This is a genomic window from Natronorubrum aibiense (genome assembly GCF_009392895.1).
Lineage (GTDB): Archaea > Halobacteriota > Halobacteria > Halobacteriales > Natrialbaceae > Natronorubrum > Natronorubrum aibiense.
This window is the reverse complement of the sequence record NZ_CP045488.1, coordinates 1,956,305-1,973,886: the sequence shown is the minus strand read 5'-3', so window position 1 is coordinate 1,973,886 and position 17,582 is coordinate 1,956,305. Positions and strand designations below refer to the sequence as shown.

The 17,582-nt window shown below is 63.2% G+C and carries 14 protein-coding genes; 8 read left to right on the top strand and 6 right to left on the bottom strand.

All coding sequences use genetic code 11. From position 1 onward, the window contains the following. Window positions 1-329: 329 nt before the first annotated feature. The 3 genes from GCU68_RS09665 (at window position 330) to GCU68_RS09655 (ending at window position 4,556) form a co-directional block, all read left to right on the top strand. Window positions 330-1,421 carry an NAD-dependent epimerase/dehydratase family protein gene (locus GCU68_RS09665; RefSeq protein WP_152941100.1) on the top strand — a complete coding sequence of 364 codons (1,092 nt, stop codon included), beginning with the start codon at window positions 330-332 and terminating at the stop codon, window positions 1,419-1,421. A 93-nt stretch (window positions 1,422-1,514) separates the two neighbouring features. Further along, complete coding sequence (locus GCU68_RS09660) at window positions 1,515-2,858, top strand: DolP-mannose mannosyltransferase (protein WP_152941098.1); 1,344 nt, start codon at window positions 1,515-1,517, stop codon at window positions 2,856-2,858. A 267-nt stretch (window positions 2,859-3,125) separates the two neighbouring features. After that, window positions 3,126-4,556 (top strand): aryl-sulfate sulfotransferase, encoded by a 1,431-nt coding sequence (locus tag GCU68_RS09655; protein WP_152941096.1) that lies wholly within the window; start codon window positions 3,126-3,128, stop codon window positions 4,554-4,556. Between the two features lie 112 nt (window positions 4,557-4,668). On the opposite strand, the gene GCU68_RS09650 is transcribed toward GCU68_RS09655, so the two are convergent. Then, the gene (locus GCU68_RS09650; protein WP_152941095.1) at window positions 4,669-5,196 is read right to left on the bottom strand and encodes a DedA family protein; all 528 of its coding nucleotides are present in this window, start codon (window positions 5,194-5,196) and stop codon (window positions 4,669-4,671) included. Between the two features lie 127 nt (window positions 5,197-5,323). Here GCU68_RS09650 and GCU68_RS09645 point away from each other — a divergent pair, with 127 nt between their 5' ends. Continuing rightward, the gene (locus GCU68_RS09645) at window positions 5,324-5,776 is read left to right on the top strand and encodes a metal-dependent hydrolase (RefSeq protein ID WP_152941093.1); all 453 of its coding nucleotides are present in this window, start codon (window positions 5,324-5,326) and stop codon (window positions 5,774-5,776) included. Window positions 5,777-5,814: 38 nt separating this feature from the next. Here GCU68_RS09645 and GCU68_RS09640 read toward each other — a convergent pair whose 3' ends face one another. Beyond that, window positions 5,815-6,312: a metal-dependent hydrolase gene (locus GCU68_RS09640; protein WP_152941091.1), complete on the bottom strand. Its 498-nt coding sequence runs from the start codon at window positions 6,310-6,312 to the stop codon at window positions 5,815-5,817. A gap of 63 nt (window positions 6,313-6,375) precedes the next feature. After that, entirely contained in the window at window positions 6,376-7,395 is a 1,020-nt protein-coding gene (locus GCU68_RS09635; RefSeq protein WP_152941089.1) for a lysylphosphatidylglycerol synthase transmembrane domain-containing protein, read from the bottom strand. A 182-nt stretch (window positions 7,396-7,577) separates the two neighbouring features. On the opposite strand from GCU68_RS09635, the gene GCU68_RS09630 reads away from it, so the two are divergent. The 4 genes from GCU68_RS09630 to GCU68_RS09615 all read left to right on the top strand — a co-directional run bounded on the left by GCU68_RS09630 (window position 7,578) and on the right by GCU68_RS09615 (window position 12,303). Next, window positions 7,578-9,152 (top strand): sulfatase, encoded by a 1,575-nt coding sequence (locus GCU68_RS09630; RefSeq protein WP_152941087.1) that lies wholly within the window; start codon window positions 7,578-7,580, stop codon window positions 9,150-9,152. A 123-nt stretch (window positions 9,153-9,275) separates the two neighbouring features. After that, window positions 9,276-10,133 (top strand): histidine phosphatase family protein, encoded by an 858-nt coding sequence (locus GCU68_RS09625; RefSeq protein WP_152941085.1) that lies wholly within the window; start codon window positions 9,276-9,278, stop codon window positions 10,131-10,133. Between the two features lie 79 nt (window positions 10,134-10,212). After that, window positions 10,213-11,196: a glycosyltransferase family 4 protein gene (locus tag GCU68_RS09620; RefSeq protein ID WP_152941083.1), complete on the top strand. Its 984-nt coding sequence runs from the start codon at window positions 10,213-10,215 to the stop codon at window positions 11,194-11,196. Next, window positions 11,197-12,303: a glycosyltransferase gene (locus GCU68_RS09615; RefSeq protein ID WP_152941082.1), complete on the top strand. Its 1,107-nt coding sequence runs from the start codon at window positions 11,197-11,199 to the stop codon at window positions 12,301-12,303. A gap of 1,547 nt (window positions 12,304-13,850) precedes the next feature. Here the strand turns inward: GCU68_RS09615 and GCU68_RS09605 are convergent. Genes GCU68_RS09605 through GCU68_RS09595 form a run of 3 tightly spaced genes read right to left on the bottom strand, consistent with a single transcriptional unit; the run spans window position 13,851 to window position 17,564 of the window. Next, complete coding sequence (locus GCU68_RS09605) at window positions 13,851-14,717, bottom strand: FAD binding domain-containing protein (RefSeq protein WP_152941078.1); 867 nt, start codon at window positions 14,715-14,717, stop codon at window positions 13,851-13,853. Beyond that, the gene (locus GCU68_RS09600) at window positions 14,717-17,089 is read right to left on the bottom strand and encodes a xanthine dehydrogenase family protein molybdopterin-binding subunit (protein ID WP_152941076.1); all 2,373 of its coding nucleotides are present in this window, start codon (window positions 17,087-17,089) and stop codon (window positions 14,717-14,719) included. The genes GCU68_RS09605 and GCU68_RS09600 overlap by 1 nt, the downstream gene beginning before the upstream one ends. Then, a complete protein-coding gene (locus GCU68_RS09595) occupies window positions 17,082-17,564 on the bottom strand; it encodes a (2Fe-2S)-binding protein (RefSeq protein WP_152941075.1) in 483 nt (160 codons plus the stop codon). The genes GCU68_RS09600 and GCU68_RS09595 overlap by 8 nt, the downstream gene beginning before the upstream one ends. Window positions 17,565-17,582 lie beyond the last annotated feature (18 nt).

The window sequence follows — 17,582 nt, the reverse complement described above, 5'->3', positions numbered from 1 at the left end:
GTTAACCGCGCTTTGGCTATAGTCAAATTTTCATCAGGTGAAGAAGGTTTAGACTCTGTTTACGAAGACGGTCCGAGCGGCTCGAGCACCAGTGCCGAGCGAACTGGCCAGTAGACGAGGTCGACCGTTGCAGTGGAAAGCACTGCATTGCTGATGGCCGCGTTCCTTGTAGTGGGCAATGGAAAGCGAATCCGCGCGACACCGTCGACCGTCGTTCTATCACGCCACCGGTCCGAGTGTCGCGTTCGACGAGAATAGGGACCGTGTACGTCCTGTGAAACGCCGATATACTATTGAGGCACCGTACTGATACCCAGTCTAACATCACGATGAGCGATAGTGAGCGCACCAGCGACGACTCGAGCGGGTCGGTTCTCGTCACGGGCGGGACCGGATTCCTCGGCCTACACACGTGTCAGTACTTCCGCGATCAGGGGTGGGACGTCACCGCGTTCGATCTCAAACCCTTCGAACCCGAGGACGACACGGACGGCATCGACTTCATCGAAGGCGACGTCCGGCGCGAGGAATCCGTCGCCGACGCGCTCGAGGAAAGCGGGGCGACCGCCGTCGTCCACGCAGCTGCTGCGCTCCCGCTGTGGGATGCCGACCGCATCCGAGAGACGACCATCGACGGGACGCGAAACGTGCTCTGGGCGGCGAATGAACACGGCGTCGATCGGGTCTGTTACATTTCCTCGACTGCGGTGTACGGCACGCACGACGACCACCCCATCACTGAGGAGTCGTCGCTGGATGGGGTTGGGCCCTACGGCGAGGCAAAGATCGAGGCCGAAAAGATCTGTCAGGACTTCCGTCGTATGGGCATGTGCGTTCCGATCCTCCGCCCGAAGACGTTCATCGGGCCGCAGCGACTCGGCGTCTTTCAGGTGCTGTTCGACTGGATCGAGGACGGCGCGAACGTCCCGCTCGTCGGCTGGGGGAACAACAAGTACCAGTTGCTCCACGTCCACGACCTCGTCACCGCCATCGAACTGATGCTCACCGGTGACGAAGCCGACGTGAACGACACGTTCAACGTCGGCACCGACGAGTTCGGCACGATGAAAGAGGACTTCCAGGCCCCCATCGACTACGCGGGGACGGACAAGCGCACTATCGGAACGCCCGCGTTCCTCACGGTCGCAGTCCTTCGCGTCCTCGAGCGGCTGAACCTCTCTCCGCTGTATCCGTGGGTTTACGAGACGGCCCACGAGGACTCCTACGTCTCCGTCGAGAAACTGAAACGCCTCGACTGGAAGCCCGAGTACTCGAACGAGGAGGCGCTCGTGGAGACGTACAAGTGGTATCTCGAGCACTACGACGCCGACCAAGAGGCTGACGAGACCGGCCTCGACCACCGCGTCGCGTGGGATCAAGGTGCCCTCGCCGCCGCGAAGAAGGTCTCACAACGCATCTAAGCGAGGTCGAATCCAATGACACTCGTTCCACTGTCTTCCCTCGAATCAGGTCGCTGCCACCCGTTTGGCGTCGTACGCCGATAAGTCCCGCTCATGGCACTCCGCACCTCCCTTCGATCACGTCCCGCATGGCTCAGCACGCTCAGCCCGATCGTCGTCGTCCTGTTCATCGCTGGATTCGTCCTGTATTACCGGTTCGAGTGGCCGTCGCTTGCGACCGACCCGGCGTTCTTCCAGCACACGGGCTGGTACGTCCTCCAGGGCGGCGTTCCGTACATCGACGTCTGGGACGTGAACCCGCCCGTCCCGTTCGCCATTACGGCCGTTCTGGCGGCGCTGTCGGGCGGCGATATGCTCGTCCTGTACGGTCTCAGTTCGGCGCTTACATCGCTCGTCGCTGCCGCGAGCGTGGTGCTCGTCGCGTGGATAGCGTACCTCGTGACCGACGAGCACACGCCGGCAGTCGCCGCCGGCCTCACGATGCTCGTCGTCCCGGAACTCTACATCCTCCCGTTGCAAGGGGTTCGGGCGCAGTTCTACGCGCTGTTTTTCGGCATCGCTTCGTTCGCATTCGTTCTCCGCGACCGGCCGTTTCTCGCCGGGGCCGTCGCGGCGCTGAGCGCCGGTTCGTGGCAGTCGGGGGCCGTCTTCGCGTTTTTGATCGTTGGAATGGCCTATCAGCGACGTGGCCGGAACGGGGCCCTCTCGGCGGTCGCAGGCGGTGGCGTCGTGACCGGGATCGTCGTCCTTGTGTTCGCCGCTGCCGGCGCACTCGTTCCGATGGTCGTCCAGACGGTGCTTGCGCCGCTGGTCGCCGGCTCGCCACACAGCTGGGCCGAGCACATTTACACGATACTGTTAGTGTTCGGCTACGGCTCGGTGCTCCTTCCAGTGGCGTTCTACGGTTGGGCGCACGCGGCCGTCCGTGACCCACGAGTGCGGTGGTGGGTGCCGGCCGGCGGCGCGATACTCGCCTTTCAGGTGCTGTACATCGACATGGACGGCTCAACTGATGCGCTTCTGTGGCTCTCGTTCGTCGCGCTCGGCGTCGCCATCACCGTCGAACGCGTGATCGCGTGGCGAACGACGAGAACAGAAATGGACCGGGCCGATCACGACGCGACCCGAACGGCTCGCCGTCGGTGGATCGTCGTCGCTGTGATCGGTGTGCTCATCCTCTCGGGGTTGGCCTGGAACATCGGCTCACCGGCACCGAAGTCAACGCTCCAGACGATGGAGCAAGAGGCGACGCCGGAGGGGAGCGTCCCGATCACGCCCGACGACGCAGACGTCCCGTCGATGCAGACCATCTACTGGGAGCAACTAAAACCGGACACCTGTCACTACCGGTTGAGTTGGAACGAGGTACGGTGGATCTCGATGACTGACGACCGACTGGACGCACAGACGTGTGACGGCTGGCCCGATCGGAGCTAGACGTCGCCGCTCGAGCGAGTCAGCGTCCACGATTCGACGTCTCGTGAGTCGCGCTCGGACAGTGTGTGCCGGTTCACGGAGCGAGTCGTGGATTGTGACCAGCCCGTTGGAAGGGATGTCGGGCCTAGGGTGGCCGTTCTGTCACCGCTCATATCATATATATTAACAAAGATTCTAATGCCTTGCTCAGAATACAAACATCACTGCCGAACCATATGTCGAACTCAATAGTTTCCTCCGCATCAACTCGTTCGTGGGTGAGCGCCTGTGACTGATCGCGTTCGCCCGCCGCTTGCGCGACTTCGCTCGACGATTTCGCGGAACCGACTCCGAATCGTATTCGTCGCGATACTGCTCGTGTCGGCTGCAGTCGTCGTCAGCGCGTCGTCGAACGACGGGCTCTCGACGGCGACCGAGGCAGACGTGCCGACCGCCCCAGAGACCGAAAATCACACGGTCATCACCGAATCCGGCCGTGCCGGAACGATCACTGCCTACGCGCCCGACGGTGAGGTGGTCTACTACAACAACACGCGCACGAAGTACTTCGACGTCGACTCCGTCGAAGATGATCCGATGACCATCGAGTACGTGGCCACGGACACGATCCACTCCGAAGGACCGACGTGTAGCGATCCTCCGTGTGCGAGAAACGTCCTCGAGCGCGTTGACCTCGAGACCGGCGAGGTCGAGGTGCTCTACGAACGCTACGATTACAAAGAGACCGCGGGCGAGTGGCACGATTCGACGCGGATTGACGACAAGCGCGTGGCGATCGCCGACATCGTCGCGGATCAGGTGTTCATCGTGAACACCGAAACGGAAGTCGTCGAGTGGCTCTGGGACGCCCAGAGCGACTTCCCCGTCGAGGAGGCCGGCCCGTATCCGGAAGACTGGGCCCACATCAACGACGTCTCGTACATCGAAGCCGAGGACGATCCGAACGACGGCCGGATCATGGTCAGTCTGCGGAACCAGGATCAGGTCGTCTTCATCGATCAGGAAGAGGGACTGGTCGACGACTGGACGCTCGGCAGCGAGAACGACTACGACGTCCAGTACGAACAGCACAACCCGGACTACATCCCCGAATCGCAGGGCGGCCCGGCCGTCGTCGTCGCCGACTCAGAGAACGGACGCGTACAGGAATTCCAGCGCGAGGGCGGTGCGGACGGCGAGTGGACCCGCAGCTGGGAGTGGGAAGACGACCAGATTCAGTGGCCGAGAGACGCCGACCGCCTGCCCAACGGGAACACGCTCATCGCCGACTCCCACGGCAACCGCGTGATGGAGGTCGACGAATCCGGCGAGGTCGTGTGGGAAGTCGGCTCGACACTCCCCTACGAGGCGGAACGTCTCGAGACCGGTGAGGAAAGCGAAGGCGGCCAAAGCGCGGCCGAACTCGGCCTCGAGTCTCGCACGGAGGCTGATAGTGGCGGCGGTGGCGGCGGAGCCAGCGACAGCGGCTTCGGCTTCAGCCCGCTCGAGTTCTTCGGTGGCCTCCTCGAGGAACTCCTCCCGCATCGCGTGTACAACGGCCTGCTGTACGCGACGCCGGTCTGGATGGGATCGTCCGAGTTCGCCGCTATCGGTATCGGCCTCCTGACCGGGTTGACGTGGGCCGGAGCGGAGATCAGGTGGCAACTCCACGATGCCGGCGTCCGGTTCCGGCTGCCGGTCCATCGACGGGACGACTGATACGGTCCGCTATCACTGTGTCTCGGCGCACCCGCGACTCGCCATTCGGGTGCACCGGGACTGACTGACAGACGTTCGTATGAACCGGCTGCGGTCACTCGTTCTGGCGCGATCAACCGAAGATGAGCAGATGCCCGCCGAGAAGGTAGAGCCCGGCGAGGATCAACTGGAACGACAGCGAGCCGATCGCCGACAGGGCGACGAACGACCGCGCGTTCATTTCCGAGAGGCCGGCTGGAACGGTCAACAGCCCGCGGACGAACAGCATCGTGTTGCTGCCGGCGACGGCAATTGCCCCCCAGCGGTCGAACCAGCCGTCGAACCGCTCGAGTCGCGATTCCGTGACCGGGAACCACCGCTTCTGAAGCACGTACTCCCGGCCGGCACGGCGGACGAGAAAGAACAGCACGGTCTGACCGATCGTCGTGCCGACGACCGCGATGGCGACGATCGTGACCAGTTCGGGGACCGACGATCCGATCAGCGCTAAGGCGCCCGGTACGACGAGTTCGCTCGGCATGAACCGCAACATCATCGCGCCCTCGAGGATACAGATCCCGAACAGGACGAGAAAGGCGAGTTCCGACGTAAACATCGACTCGAGCCAGGACGGCATTTCCTCGAGTTGCAACAGCACCATTAGTGGGTGGTCAATGGACTCGAGTGTAAGTGTTGGTGGTTTCGACGACAGAGAGCACATCACAGAATCGCGAGCGAGGCGATCGTCACCACAAACTACGTGTAGCCGTCAACCGAATGCGAACGTAATGGAGGGTGTTCGGATACTGTACCTCGCGGGGGCGTTCGTGACCCACGCCATCGTCGGGTATGCCCTCGTTCGAGCGTTCACTGACGCCGACCCATGGATCGGAGCCGTCCTCGGCGTATGTCCGGATGCAGACTTTTTGTTTCCCGCAGCGTGGGACTGGCCGCTGGTTCACCGCGGGCTCACCCACACGCCACTTTTCGCGCTGGGGATCGTCGCCGGTGTGTACGCGATCCGACGGGAACGAGAGGTCCCAGTCGCCGTCGGATTAGCGATCGGGTCACACCTCGTGATCGATTCGTTCTCGCCGACGGGAATCGCCTGGCTGTTCCCGATCGAGACGACATGGAGCCCCGGACTCGCCGTTCACGGAACGAGCGCGACGGTCCTGCTGTGGGCGCTATCACTCGGGGTGCTCGCATGGCGGACAGACGAACTGTCTCGGATCCAATAACGGACGCCTCGAGCGATCGACGCTCGAACACCGTCCGATCAGCCGCTGGAGACAAACACGATCGACAGGCCGACCGCGAGCAGCAGCGAGACGCCCAGTGCGGCCGTCCCGACGAGCAGGACGACCCGGTTGATGCGGCTGTTCTTGGATTTGAACCAGTTGAGCGTCACGTGATAGCTCGAGAGTGGCGCGAAGGGGCTGATTCCCATCGGCGTCACGATGTCGCCCGCGAGGTGGGCGAGGATGCCAGCGGTGCCGACGACGAAGCCAAACTGAAACGCCTGCGGCGTCGCCGGGGCGAGCAGTGCGGTTCCGACACCGGAGAGCAGTCCGACGACGACCGCAAACCAGATCGTGTGCGTCGGCCCGCGGTGGCGAAGCCACGGCAGCGGCTCGTCGACGTCCGGCAGGTTCGCCACGCCGATGGCGATCGCCGCGCCCAACAGCGCGAGCTCGAGCGACCAGTAGTAGCTCACGGGCGGGACGAACGGGGCGTACAATAGCGCGTTGAATCCGGCGTGGCCTCCCCGATACATGTCGCGTAGTGTACGTCCGCGGCGGACGAGAATCAACTTCTCGGTCGACGCGCCGCTCGAGGGTCACCGGAGCGCGCGGACGCCGAAAGCCGACACGGACACGCCGCCGATCAGCACCGGCATCCAGTAGATCGCACCGCGGAAAATGAGGACGGCCGCGGTAACGGCCGACGCCTCGACGCCGGTTGTCGGCACGAGAAGCGTCACAAAAGCGGCTTCGATCCCGCCGAGGCCGCCCGGAAGCGGCGCAGCCCCGGCGAGGTTGGCCAGTGGAATCACGAACAACAGGACGTACGGCGGTACGCTGTAGCCGAGGGCGGCGAACGCCGCCATGAGTGCGGCCGTCTGGAAGAGCCAGCCGGCCAGTGAGAGGCCGACCACGGCGACGAGCCGCCAGCGATCGACCGCGACGCGTTCGATGTTCTCGAAGAACCGCTGCAACCGGTCCGCAAGATCCGCTTCCAGCGTTTGCGAGTCGAATCGCTCGAGTCCGAGTCGCTCGAGTCGCGGGGCGACGATGGCGGGGAGTCGGTCGATAATCGTCCCGTGATACCGCCAGATGAGGCCGATGACGAGGACAACCGCGGAGATCAGCACGACAGCCGAACTGACGGCCGTCTCGAGTCGCTCGCCGATGGCGGCAGTGGTCGCATAGTAGCCGACGCCGACGAAAATAAGCGAGATAGACGGGACGACGTTGAGGACGTCGACGCTGGCGATGCCGACAAGCCCGGTCTCGTAGCGCGAATCGGAAACTTTCGAGATGAGCAGCGCCGCGACCGGTTCGCCGCCGGCCTGCCCGAACGGCGTGACGTTGTTCGCAAACACGGCACCGGAATAAACGAAAAACGCCTTCACAACCGGGATGGTGACGCCGAGCGTGACGAGGACGGTCCGGAGCATCAAACTCCAGGCGGCGAGCCAGCAGATCGCGAGCGCGAACGTCACGGCGACCAGCGATGGGTCTGCCGACAGCAGCGAGTCGACGACGCGTCTCGTGCCGACGACAAAAAGGAGGACGGCAAAGACCGCGATCGTCCCGAAGGCGCCGAGGAGAAACGCGCGCCGGTTACGAGCATCCATGGCAGATATGAATCGCTAGCGAACTTGAAACGTCTGGTTGCTGCCAGCGAGGGTGGGTATCGATAGCCTATTTTGCCCGTTACTCGAGGCAACTCCCTCGGCCCGTGGTGGACGAAGAATGTAGAATGGTAACACGGAACAGTTAACTCATTTTATTTGGATGGACCCAGTTGGCACCAGTAATGGACGAAACTCGGCAGTCGAACGTCCTCTTCGTCGTTCTGGATACGGTTCGAAAGGATCACCTCGGCCCGTACGGATACGAACGGGAGACGACGCCCGCACTCTCGCAGTTTGCCACTGAGGCAACCGTCTTCGAGTCGGCGGTCGCACCCGCGCCGTGGACGCTGCCAGTCCACGCCTCGCTGTTTACCGGGCTTTACCCGAGCCAGCACGGAGCCGACCAGGGGAGTCCGTACCTCGACGGCGACGTGACCCTCGCGTCGGTCTTGTCGGCGGCCGGCTACGACACGGCGTGTTACTCCTCGAACGCGTGGATCACGCCTTACACTGGCCTTACCGAGGGCTTCGATGCACAGGACTCGTTTTTCGAGGTGCTGCCCGGCGACGTCTTCTCGGGCCCGCTTGCGAGCGCGTGGCAGGCAGTCAACGACAACGACTACCTCCGCGAACTCGCGTCGAAACTCGTTCACCTCGGCGCGATGGCTCACGCCAAACTCGCCAGCGGCGAGGGAGCCGATTCGAAGACGCCGTCAGTCATCGACCGAACGAAGTCGTTCATCGACGACAGCGACAGCGACGAGGGCTGGTTTGCGTTCATCAATCTGATGGACGCCCATCTACCTTACTACCCGCCCGAGGAGTACCGCGAGACGTTCGCTCCCGGCATCGATCCGGACGACGTTTGCCAGAATTCGAAGGAGTACAACTCCGGCGCACGAGACATCGACGACGAGGAGTGGGACGCCATCCGCGGGCTCTACGACGCCGAGATCGCCCACATGGACGCCGAACTCGGCCGCCTGTTCGACTGGCTGCGCGAAACTGGGCAATGGGAGGAGACAACCGTCGTCGTTGCGGCCGACCACGGCGAACTCCATGGCGAACACGACCTCTACGGGCACGAGTTCGCCCTCTACGACCAACTCATCAACGTCCCGCTGCTGGTCAAACATCCAGCTCTCGAGGCCGATCGTCGCGACGACCTCGTCGAGTTGCTCGATCTCTACCACACGACACTCGACGTGCTGGATGTCGATCCTGACACAGTAGGACAGTCCGACAATGGTGCCGTTTCCCGCGACCCGACGCGGTCGCTGCTCGCCGACGAGTACCGTGCTTTCGAGGGAGCCACGGACCCCGATGCTGGGCAACGGGCTATCCTCGAAGGCGAGGGCGCGGCCGACGACTACGCGTTCGTCGAATACGCCCAGCCGGTCATCGAACTCCACCACCTAGAACAGAAAGCGAGCGAGGCCGGCATCGACCTCTCAGACGATCACCGCGCCTACGCGCGACTGCGCGCAGCCCGCAGTACGGACGCCAAGTACGTCCGCGCGGACCGAATTTCTGACGAGGGATACCGACTCGACGACGACCCCGCAGAACGGTCACCGGTCGACCCGACCGACGACGACGTCGTCGCCGCAACCGAACGGGCACTCGCCCGCTTCGAGGAGCACGCCGGCGGTGCGTGGGACGATCCGTCCGAGACCGACGCGGACGAGGCCGACGCGCTGGCCGAAGCCGACGAGGAGACCCGCGACCGGCTTCGGGAACTCGGCTACCTCGAGTAAGGTCTCGGGTCGACGAGTGACCGCCAACACGGCCGCGCCGGCTCGACGCGCGTAGGACAGCCACAGAGAAAGTCCAAAAACCAATAAGCATACGTAGGGAGACTCGAAAGGTATCGCCAATTAATGCAGGACCAGCATTTCCTCGAGTCGGAATGGGACTACTGTCTAGTGCTGGATGCGTGCCGATACGACGTGTTCAGCGAGGTCTACGACGACTACCTCGACGGGACGCTGGAAAAGCGCTGGAGTACCGGCTCGTCGACGCCGGAGTGGGCCTACCGGACGTTTACCGGCGACCACGATATCGCGTACTTTTCGGGGAATCCCTTCATCAACGACCTCGGGATTCCGCTGAACGAACTCAAGTGGGGTGCCAGTTGCGACTACGAGTGGACGGCCTCCGAACACATCAGCAACGTCTTCGACGTCTGGAAAAGTGGCTGGGACGACGACCTCGGTACGGTTCCACCGGAGGGACTGACGGAGGCGTTTTACGACCATCAAGCCGCCGTCGAGGAGGCCGAGCGGACGGTCCTCCACTATATGCAACCTCACGCCCCCTACCTCGCCCGCGGTAAGGGCCAGAAGCTCAAACAGATCCAGAAAGGGATTCGGAAACAGGAGGAAGCCGAGGAAAGCGGAGACGACGGCGGTGCGATCGCCTCGCTCGGCGATACGCTCCGCCCGAAAGTCGAGGACAAACTCGAGGGCAGCGAACTCGCCCAGAAGGCGGGGCTCTGGCTCGAACTCGATCCCACCGACGTCGTCACGAACGGCACCCGCGAGGCGGCGATGGCACTCTACGAGGAGAACCTGCGGATCGCCCTCGAATCCGTCGCCGAACTGGTCGAAGAACTGGACGGCAAGGTGATCGTGACGGCCGACCACGGGGAAGCTTTCGGCGAGGAGGGCGTCTGGGAACACCACATCGAGACGCACATTCCGCCGCTCATGGAGGTCCCGTGGCTCGAAGTCGAGTGAAAGGGCACTGCCACACCCGGCGTTCGCTCTGGACCGGCCGTACTGTGTCACCAACCGGACCCGCGACTAACCCACTCGGATGAAGATCAGCCACTACTTCGAATTCGAGGACCACGTCACCGGCGGCATTCGTGAATCCGTCGTCCACCAGCGGAAAATGCTAGACCGACTCGACCTGCAGTACACGACCAAACCGGACCTCGACGCCGACGTCTTTCACTGTAACCTCATGGGGCCGCGGTCGGTTTGGTACGCAAAACGGGCACGCGCACGCGACATCCCGGTCGTTGCGAACACGCACGTGACCGCCGAAGACTTCGGCGACAGCTTTCGGTTCACGAACACCCTCGCGAAGCCGCTCAAGCCGTATCTCGAGCGAGCCTACGGACTGGCCGACGCGCTCGTCTGTCCCTCGGCGTACAATCAGGGGCTGATCGAAACCTACACGGACACGCCGACGACGGTGATCTCGAACGGCGTCGATCGCGAGAAACTCGCCGGATTCGACTCGCTCGAGGACGAGTACCGCGAGCGATACGACCTCGAGTCGCCGACCGTCTTCCTCGTCGGCCACGTCATCAAGCGCAAGGGACTCGAAACGTTCGTCGAACTGGCCCGTCGGCTACCCGACCTCGATTTCGCCTGGTTCGGCCCACTGGATCTCTCCCTGAAGGGGCGAGAGACGACGGCGCTGATCGAGAACGCGCCGACAAACTGCACGTTCACCGGCTACGTCGACGACATTCGGGGTGCGTACGCGGCCGGCGACATCTTCTGTTTCCCGACCCACGAGGAAAACGAGGGCATCGCGCTGCTCGAGGCGATGACTGCTGGGAAACCCCTCCTCGTTCGCGACATCGAGACGTTCTCGTGGCTCGAGGACGGCGAGGACTGCCTGAAGGTGTCTGGGTCGGGTGTGGACGGGTTCGAAACGGCCCTCGAGCGGCTTACAGACCCGGAACTCAGGCATCGGCTCGGATCGAACGCGGCCGATCGAAGCGAGGACTTCTCGCTCGAGGCGGTCACGAACCAGTATCAGTCGCTGTACGAGGAGGTGGTCTGAATGAAAATCGGATTCTTCACGGACAGTTATTTCCCCGAAATCGACGGTGTAACGTACACGATCAAACTCTGGCGCGAAGAATTAGAGCGGAAAGGTCACGAGGTCTACGTCATTTACCCCGATGGCGACTACGACCCCGGCGACCGCGAGATTCCGGTGCAATCGCTGCCGAACCCGTTCTACGCTGGCTATCGGATCCCACTTTTTAGACGCCCGTCGACGCTCCCGGACCTCGATATCGTCCACTGTCACGGTCCCGCACCAGTCGGCATGCTCGGCCGGTACTACGCCAAGAAACACGACCTGCCGACGATCTACACCCACCACACGCCGATCGAGGAGTACTTCCACCAGAGCGTCAAACTCGAGTCTGTCGCAAACGCCCTTTCGAAACTGTACGTTCCGCTGGAAAACGCGTTCCTCGAAAGCTTCGACATCGTGACTGCCTCGACCGGACGGATCGAACGCGACGTCGAACACGTCCGGCTCCCGGTGGGGATCGATATGGAGTTCTTCCAGCCGACCGCGGAGAACTGGTATCCCGACCGAACGGTCATTGGCTACAGTGGGCGGCTCAGTATGGAAAAAAACGTCAGCGAGATCCTGCGCGCCGCCGAGGAGTTGCCCGACTACGACTTCGTCATCGTCGGCGAAGGGCCCTACCGAGACTGTCTCGAGCGCAACGCCCCCGACAACGTCGAGTTGCGACCGTTCCTCCCTCGCGAGGAGTTGCCGATCTTTTACTCGTCGATCGATACCTTCGTCACCGCCTCGACAGCCGACACGCTCGGACTCTCCACGCTCGAGGCCAACGCCTGTGGCACGCCCGTCGTTGCCGCCGACGTCGCCCCGTTCGACCAGACGATCGACGCGGACAACGGGGAGCACTTCGCGTACGGTGACCTCGAGGCGATGACCGACGCGATCGAAACGTGTCTCGAGACGGACCGCGACACGCGGGCCGCCGTCGACCGATACGACATCCAACGCACGCTCAAGCACCTCGAGCACCTCTATCAGAGCGTCCAGACGTCGGCAGATGAGGTGCCGACGACAGCCGACGACGAGTTCGGGTTCTCTGACGATTCTCACTGGTCATTCAAGTGACGGCTGATACGGATTGCTGTAACTATAGTAACAACTGAAACGATTTACACATGCATCGCACAGCCGTCGTGCGATGCGGTGTGCATTGACTTTCAGTGACTACTATATTTACGCCGATCGCCAGAACGGTCGGCGATCGGCGGTAATTGACTACAGTAAACCGTATGAGGGCGATTTCGAGCGCTTCCAGTGACAAACGAATCATCTGTCTCGTAACGTTCGTCGCCGCTCATTTTGTTTGTGAGCCCGCAGCGACGATACGTCGTCGAGAGTTCCCTACTCCTCGGATATTACCGGCCAGTGATACCGGCCGAGACGACTCTCGATTGACCACCTCTTTCGTCCGCGTTCAATTACAGGTCCGCACTAATCGGTTCAAGCAAAATTCTATATCGCAGTATAGGATTTATTAGTGGAGGGCAGCAGAAGACGAAACGGAGACAAAAGCGGAACAGAGAGACGGACGAGACAGTGACGCGGTGGATCACTGAGCTGCCACGAAAACACACCGCGATCGTGACCCGAATCGCAGCTATCGACTCGGTTGTCATCCGGCTGGCCCGATCAGCCATGATGGGAGACTCGTATCACTCGAGAACGCCAGCGACGCTCGGACGTCGACGACGTCACCGGATGCAAAAGGAAGAGGTCCATCTGTGAGAGACTGCGCTCGTGGTGCATGCGTTATCTGTCTGCTTGCATTACTGTTTAACAACGGGGTCAGCCTGATGGGCGATTCGACACCGGCGAGTCTGAACTATCGTAGCCACTAGCAGTCAGTGCACACCCGATTGCACGACGAGAGCGCGATTCGGAGCGAACGACGTGAGCGAGAACCGCAGGAAAGCGAACGGGGAGGAACGACCCGTGAGCGAAGACTCGAGCGAGAACCGCGGACAGTGCGATCAATGTGTGATCCGTTTCAGTCGTTACGATACGCTATCGGCTGCCAGCCGTTCTGGCCTCCGATGGGATTTACCCTATTTTCGCAGCTGGGAAAACCACGTACCACCTGACGAATCGCGTGGCACATCGTCAGCGAGAGTGTTCCCAGATGATACGGTTTCGGTGACCGACAAGCGAACCATCGTGTTCTTTTCTCTCACAATTCCGAGCCGGAACGTGCACGAACCTCGAGCGGCGGGGAACTCACCATCACGATCGGCTGAGGACCCATCCCGGCCCCGATCGACCTCCAGACCTGATGTCGCTGCCAATCGTTGCTTCACATCGACCGAGTGACGTTCTCCCGTAATTGTCAGACTCGAGTCGAGCGCTCGAGAACCGATCGGGTAAGTCACCACAGCCAGATCGGCAGTTGTCGACCCTGATAAATCATATACTGCGATAGCAAATTCGTGATTACAGCAACACCCAACGACTCGTCTGAATCGAACTTGTGGCGGGGCAATTCGAACGAATGCCGCAGCGTAACACAGGTCGTGAGAAACGATTGGATAGAGAGTGACACACCGGCCACCGGTGTTGAAGAGAACTCGAGCCGATTGTTCGCGCGCGACGACGTCAAGCGGGTCAGTGAAGGATGATCACTCGCCGTCGACGTCGATGACGTCTCGGAGGGCGCGCTCGGTGTGGACTGACAGCAGGTGCCGACAGTACGCTGGCGAGGCTTGCACGTCCCGTCGGAACTCGTCGTCGTCGAGCGACGTTGCCTGTTCTGCGGCAGTTTCGACCGTTGCGGCCTCGAGCGGTTCGCCCTCGAGTGCCGCCTCGACGGCGGCCAGCCGCTTGGGGCGAGCGAGATTGCCGGTCGCGGCGACGCGAGCGCGTTCGATCGTCTCGCCGTCGGTCTGTGCCCACGCACCGACCCCGATCAGCGGATAGCCCGACAGGGGGTTACGATGCTTGCGGTACGTGCTCGAGGCGTCGTCTTCGATCGGAATCCGAAGCGCGGTCACGACCTCCTGCTCCCCGACAGCGGTCTCGAAGTGGCCGGTAAAGAGGTCGGCGGCGTCGATCGATCGGTCGCCGTCGGGCCCCGTCACGACAAGCGAGCCACCGAGTGCGAGGACGGCGGCGGGATGGTCGGTTCGCGCGTCGCCGTGGGCGAGGTTGCCGCCGATGGTTCCCCCGTTTCGGACTTGAATGTCGCCAACCTCGCCTGCCGCGTCGGCGAGCGCTGGTGCGTGTTCCCGAACGAGCTCTGACTCGGCGAGTTCCGCGTGGGTCACGAGCGCGCCCACCGAGAGGTCACCGTCGGTGCGTTCGATACCCGAGAGCCCGTCGACCGCGTTGATATCGACGAGCACCGGCGGGGCCTCCTCCCCGGTCCGCATCCGGGGAAGCAACCCGTGTGAGCCGGCGAGCAGTTCGGCACCCTCGTGGTCTTCGAGGAGGTCGACGGCCTCGTCGATGCTCTCGGCAAGGTAGTACTCGAAGTCGTTCGCGTACATCACTCACCACCTCCCATAGCCTGCCAGACCGTCTCCGGCGTGATCGGCATATCGAGGTGATCGACGTCGAACGGCTCAAGGGCGTCGACGACGGCGGAGACGACGGTCGGCGCGGCGGCGATCGTTGCCGACTCGCCGACGCCTTTGACGCCGATAGGATTGTGCGGGCTGGGCGTGACCGTGTAGTCGGTCTCGAAGTCCGGCACGTACGTCGAGTGCGGGACGGCGTACTCGTCCATCCGGCGGGTCAGGAGGTGGCCGTCGTCGTCGTAGGCGGCCCCCTCGTACAGCGCCGCGCCGATACCCTGTGCGATGCCGCCGTGAACCTGTCCCTCGACGATCATCGGGTTGATTATCTCGCCGCAGTCGTCGACCGCGACGTAGCGCTCGAGGTCGATCCCGCCCGTTTCGGGGTCGACCTCGACGACGGCAACGTGCGTGCCGAAGGGAAACGTGAAGTTCTCCGGGTCGTAGAAGTTCGTCGCCTCGAGGCCGGGGTCCATCTCCTCGGGGAGGTCGTGGCCCAGATACGCCTCCGCGGCGATCTCCTGGATGTGGTACGAGCGGTCGGGTGCACCCGCGACGTGGAACTCGCCGTCGTCGAACTCGATATCGTCGACGCTGGCCTCGAGTTGGTGGGCGGCGATCTCGCGGGCTTTCTCGCGTACCTCGCGTGCGCCGCGGGCGATGGCCCCGCCGCCGACGGAGGCACTTCGGCTGCCGTAGGTTCCAAGCCCCTGTGGGATCTGATCGGTGTCACCTTCGACGACGTCGATGTCGTCGACGTCGACGCCGAGTTCCTCGGCGGCGATCTGGGCGAACGTCGTGCGGTGGCCCTGTCCCTGATCGGCCGTGCCGACGAGGACCGTGACGGTTCCCGTCGAGTCAAAGCGCACGATCGAACTCTCCCAGCCGCCGGCCTGCGCGCCGAGGTCGCCGGCGAGTCCCGACGGCGAGAGCCCAGCCGATTCGACGAAGTTGGCGACGCCGATGCCGAGATAGCGGCCCTCCTCGCGGAGTTCGGCCTGTCGCTCCCGGTGGTCGTCGTAGCCGACGTGCTCGAGTGCCTTGTCCATCGCCCGTTCGTACTCGCCGCTGTCGTAGACGACGGCTGCGGCGGTCTCGTAGGGGAACTCGTCGGGCGGCACGAGGTTCGTCCGCCGGAGTTCGGCGGGGTCCATCTCGAGTTCCCGCGCGGCGACATCCATGAGCCGTTCAATGACGTAGATCCCCTCCGAGCGGCCGGCCCCGCGGTAGGCGTCGACCGGCGTCGTGTTGGTGAACGCACCGATGACTCGACAGTAGATGGCCGGAATGGCGTACTCGCCGGAGAGGATCGTCGCGTACAGATACGACGGTGTAGCGGTGGCGAACTGCGAGAGCTGTGCGCCCAGCCCGGCGTGGGTCTCGACGCGAATCCCACGGACGGTGCCGTCGTCGTCGACGGCGATTTCGGCGCTCGTCGTGTGATCGCGCCCGTGACAGTCGGTGACGTAGCCTTCCATGCGGCTGGCTTTCCACTTCACTGGTCGACCGAGTTGCATCGAACACCAAGCCGTGACTGCCTCGTCGGGGTAGTGGTAGATCTTGCTCCCGAAGCCGCCGCCGACCTCGGGGGCGATCACCTGAATCTTGTTCTCCGGAATCCCGAGCGTGCCGGCCGACAGCAGCATCCGGTGCAGATGGGGGTTCTGGCTCGTCATCCAGAGGCGCAGTTTCTCGGTCGCGACGTCCCAGTCGGCGAGCGCCGTCCGCGGCTCCATCGCGTTCGGAATGAGCCGCGGCTGGCGCAGGTCGACGCTCGCGACCTGATCGGCGTCGGCAAACGCCTCGTCGACGGCGTCCGCGTCGCCGAGTTCGAAGTCGAAGGCGACGTTGTCCTCGGCCTCCTCGTGGACCGGCGGTACGTCGCGCTCGACCGACTCGACGGGATCCGTGACGTGCTCGAGCACCTCGTACTCGACGTCGATGGCCTCGAGCGCGTCGCGGGCCGCCTGTGGCGTTTCGGCGACGACGGCGGCGATCCCGTCGCCCTCGTGGCGGACTTTGTCCACGGCGAGCATGCGATACTGCGGCGTCACGAGCCCGGGGAGCATCCACGCTGTCGGGATGGTGTTTGGCACGCCGCTGTCCTCGACGTCCGCGCCGGTGTAAACCGCGACGACGTCGTCCATCGCCTCGGCTGCGCTCGTGTCGACCTCGAGAATGCGGGCGTGTGCGTGATCGGAGCGGCGGATCGCCAGATGTGCCGTCCCCCGGAGCTGGATGTCGTCGGTGTACGTCGCCTCGCCCGTCAGCAGCGGGACGTCCTCGTCGCGTTCGATCGGATCGCCGAAGCCGCGGTTGTCGGTCGGCTGGTCGCTCTCACTCATGGCTCGCCTCCCGTTGCTCGAGTGTCGCCTCGATCGCGTCGACGATGTTGTGATAGCCGGTGCACCGACAGAGGTTGCCCTCGATCGCCTCCCGGATCTCCTCTCGAGAGGGGTCGTCGGCGTCTTTCAGGTACGTATCCGCCGTCATGAGCATTCCGGGCGTACAGAACCCACACTGGAGCCCGTGGTTCTCCTGGAACTGTTCTTGCAGCGGCGCGAGATCGCCGTTCTCGGCGAGTCCTTCGACGGTTTCGATCTCTGCCCCGTCCGATTGGATGGCAAACCGCATACAGGATTTGATCGCCTCGCCGTCGACGCGGACGGTACACGCGCCACAGCGAGCGGTTTCGCAGCCGACGTTCGCGCCGGTGTAGCCGAGGTCCTCCCGGAGCGCGGTGACGAGCAGCGTTCGCGGCTCGACGGTCAGGTCGTGTTCGGTGCCGTTGACCGACAGCGTAATTTCGCGTTCGGTCATCGATACGGCTCTCCAGTG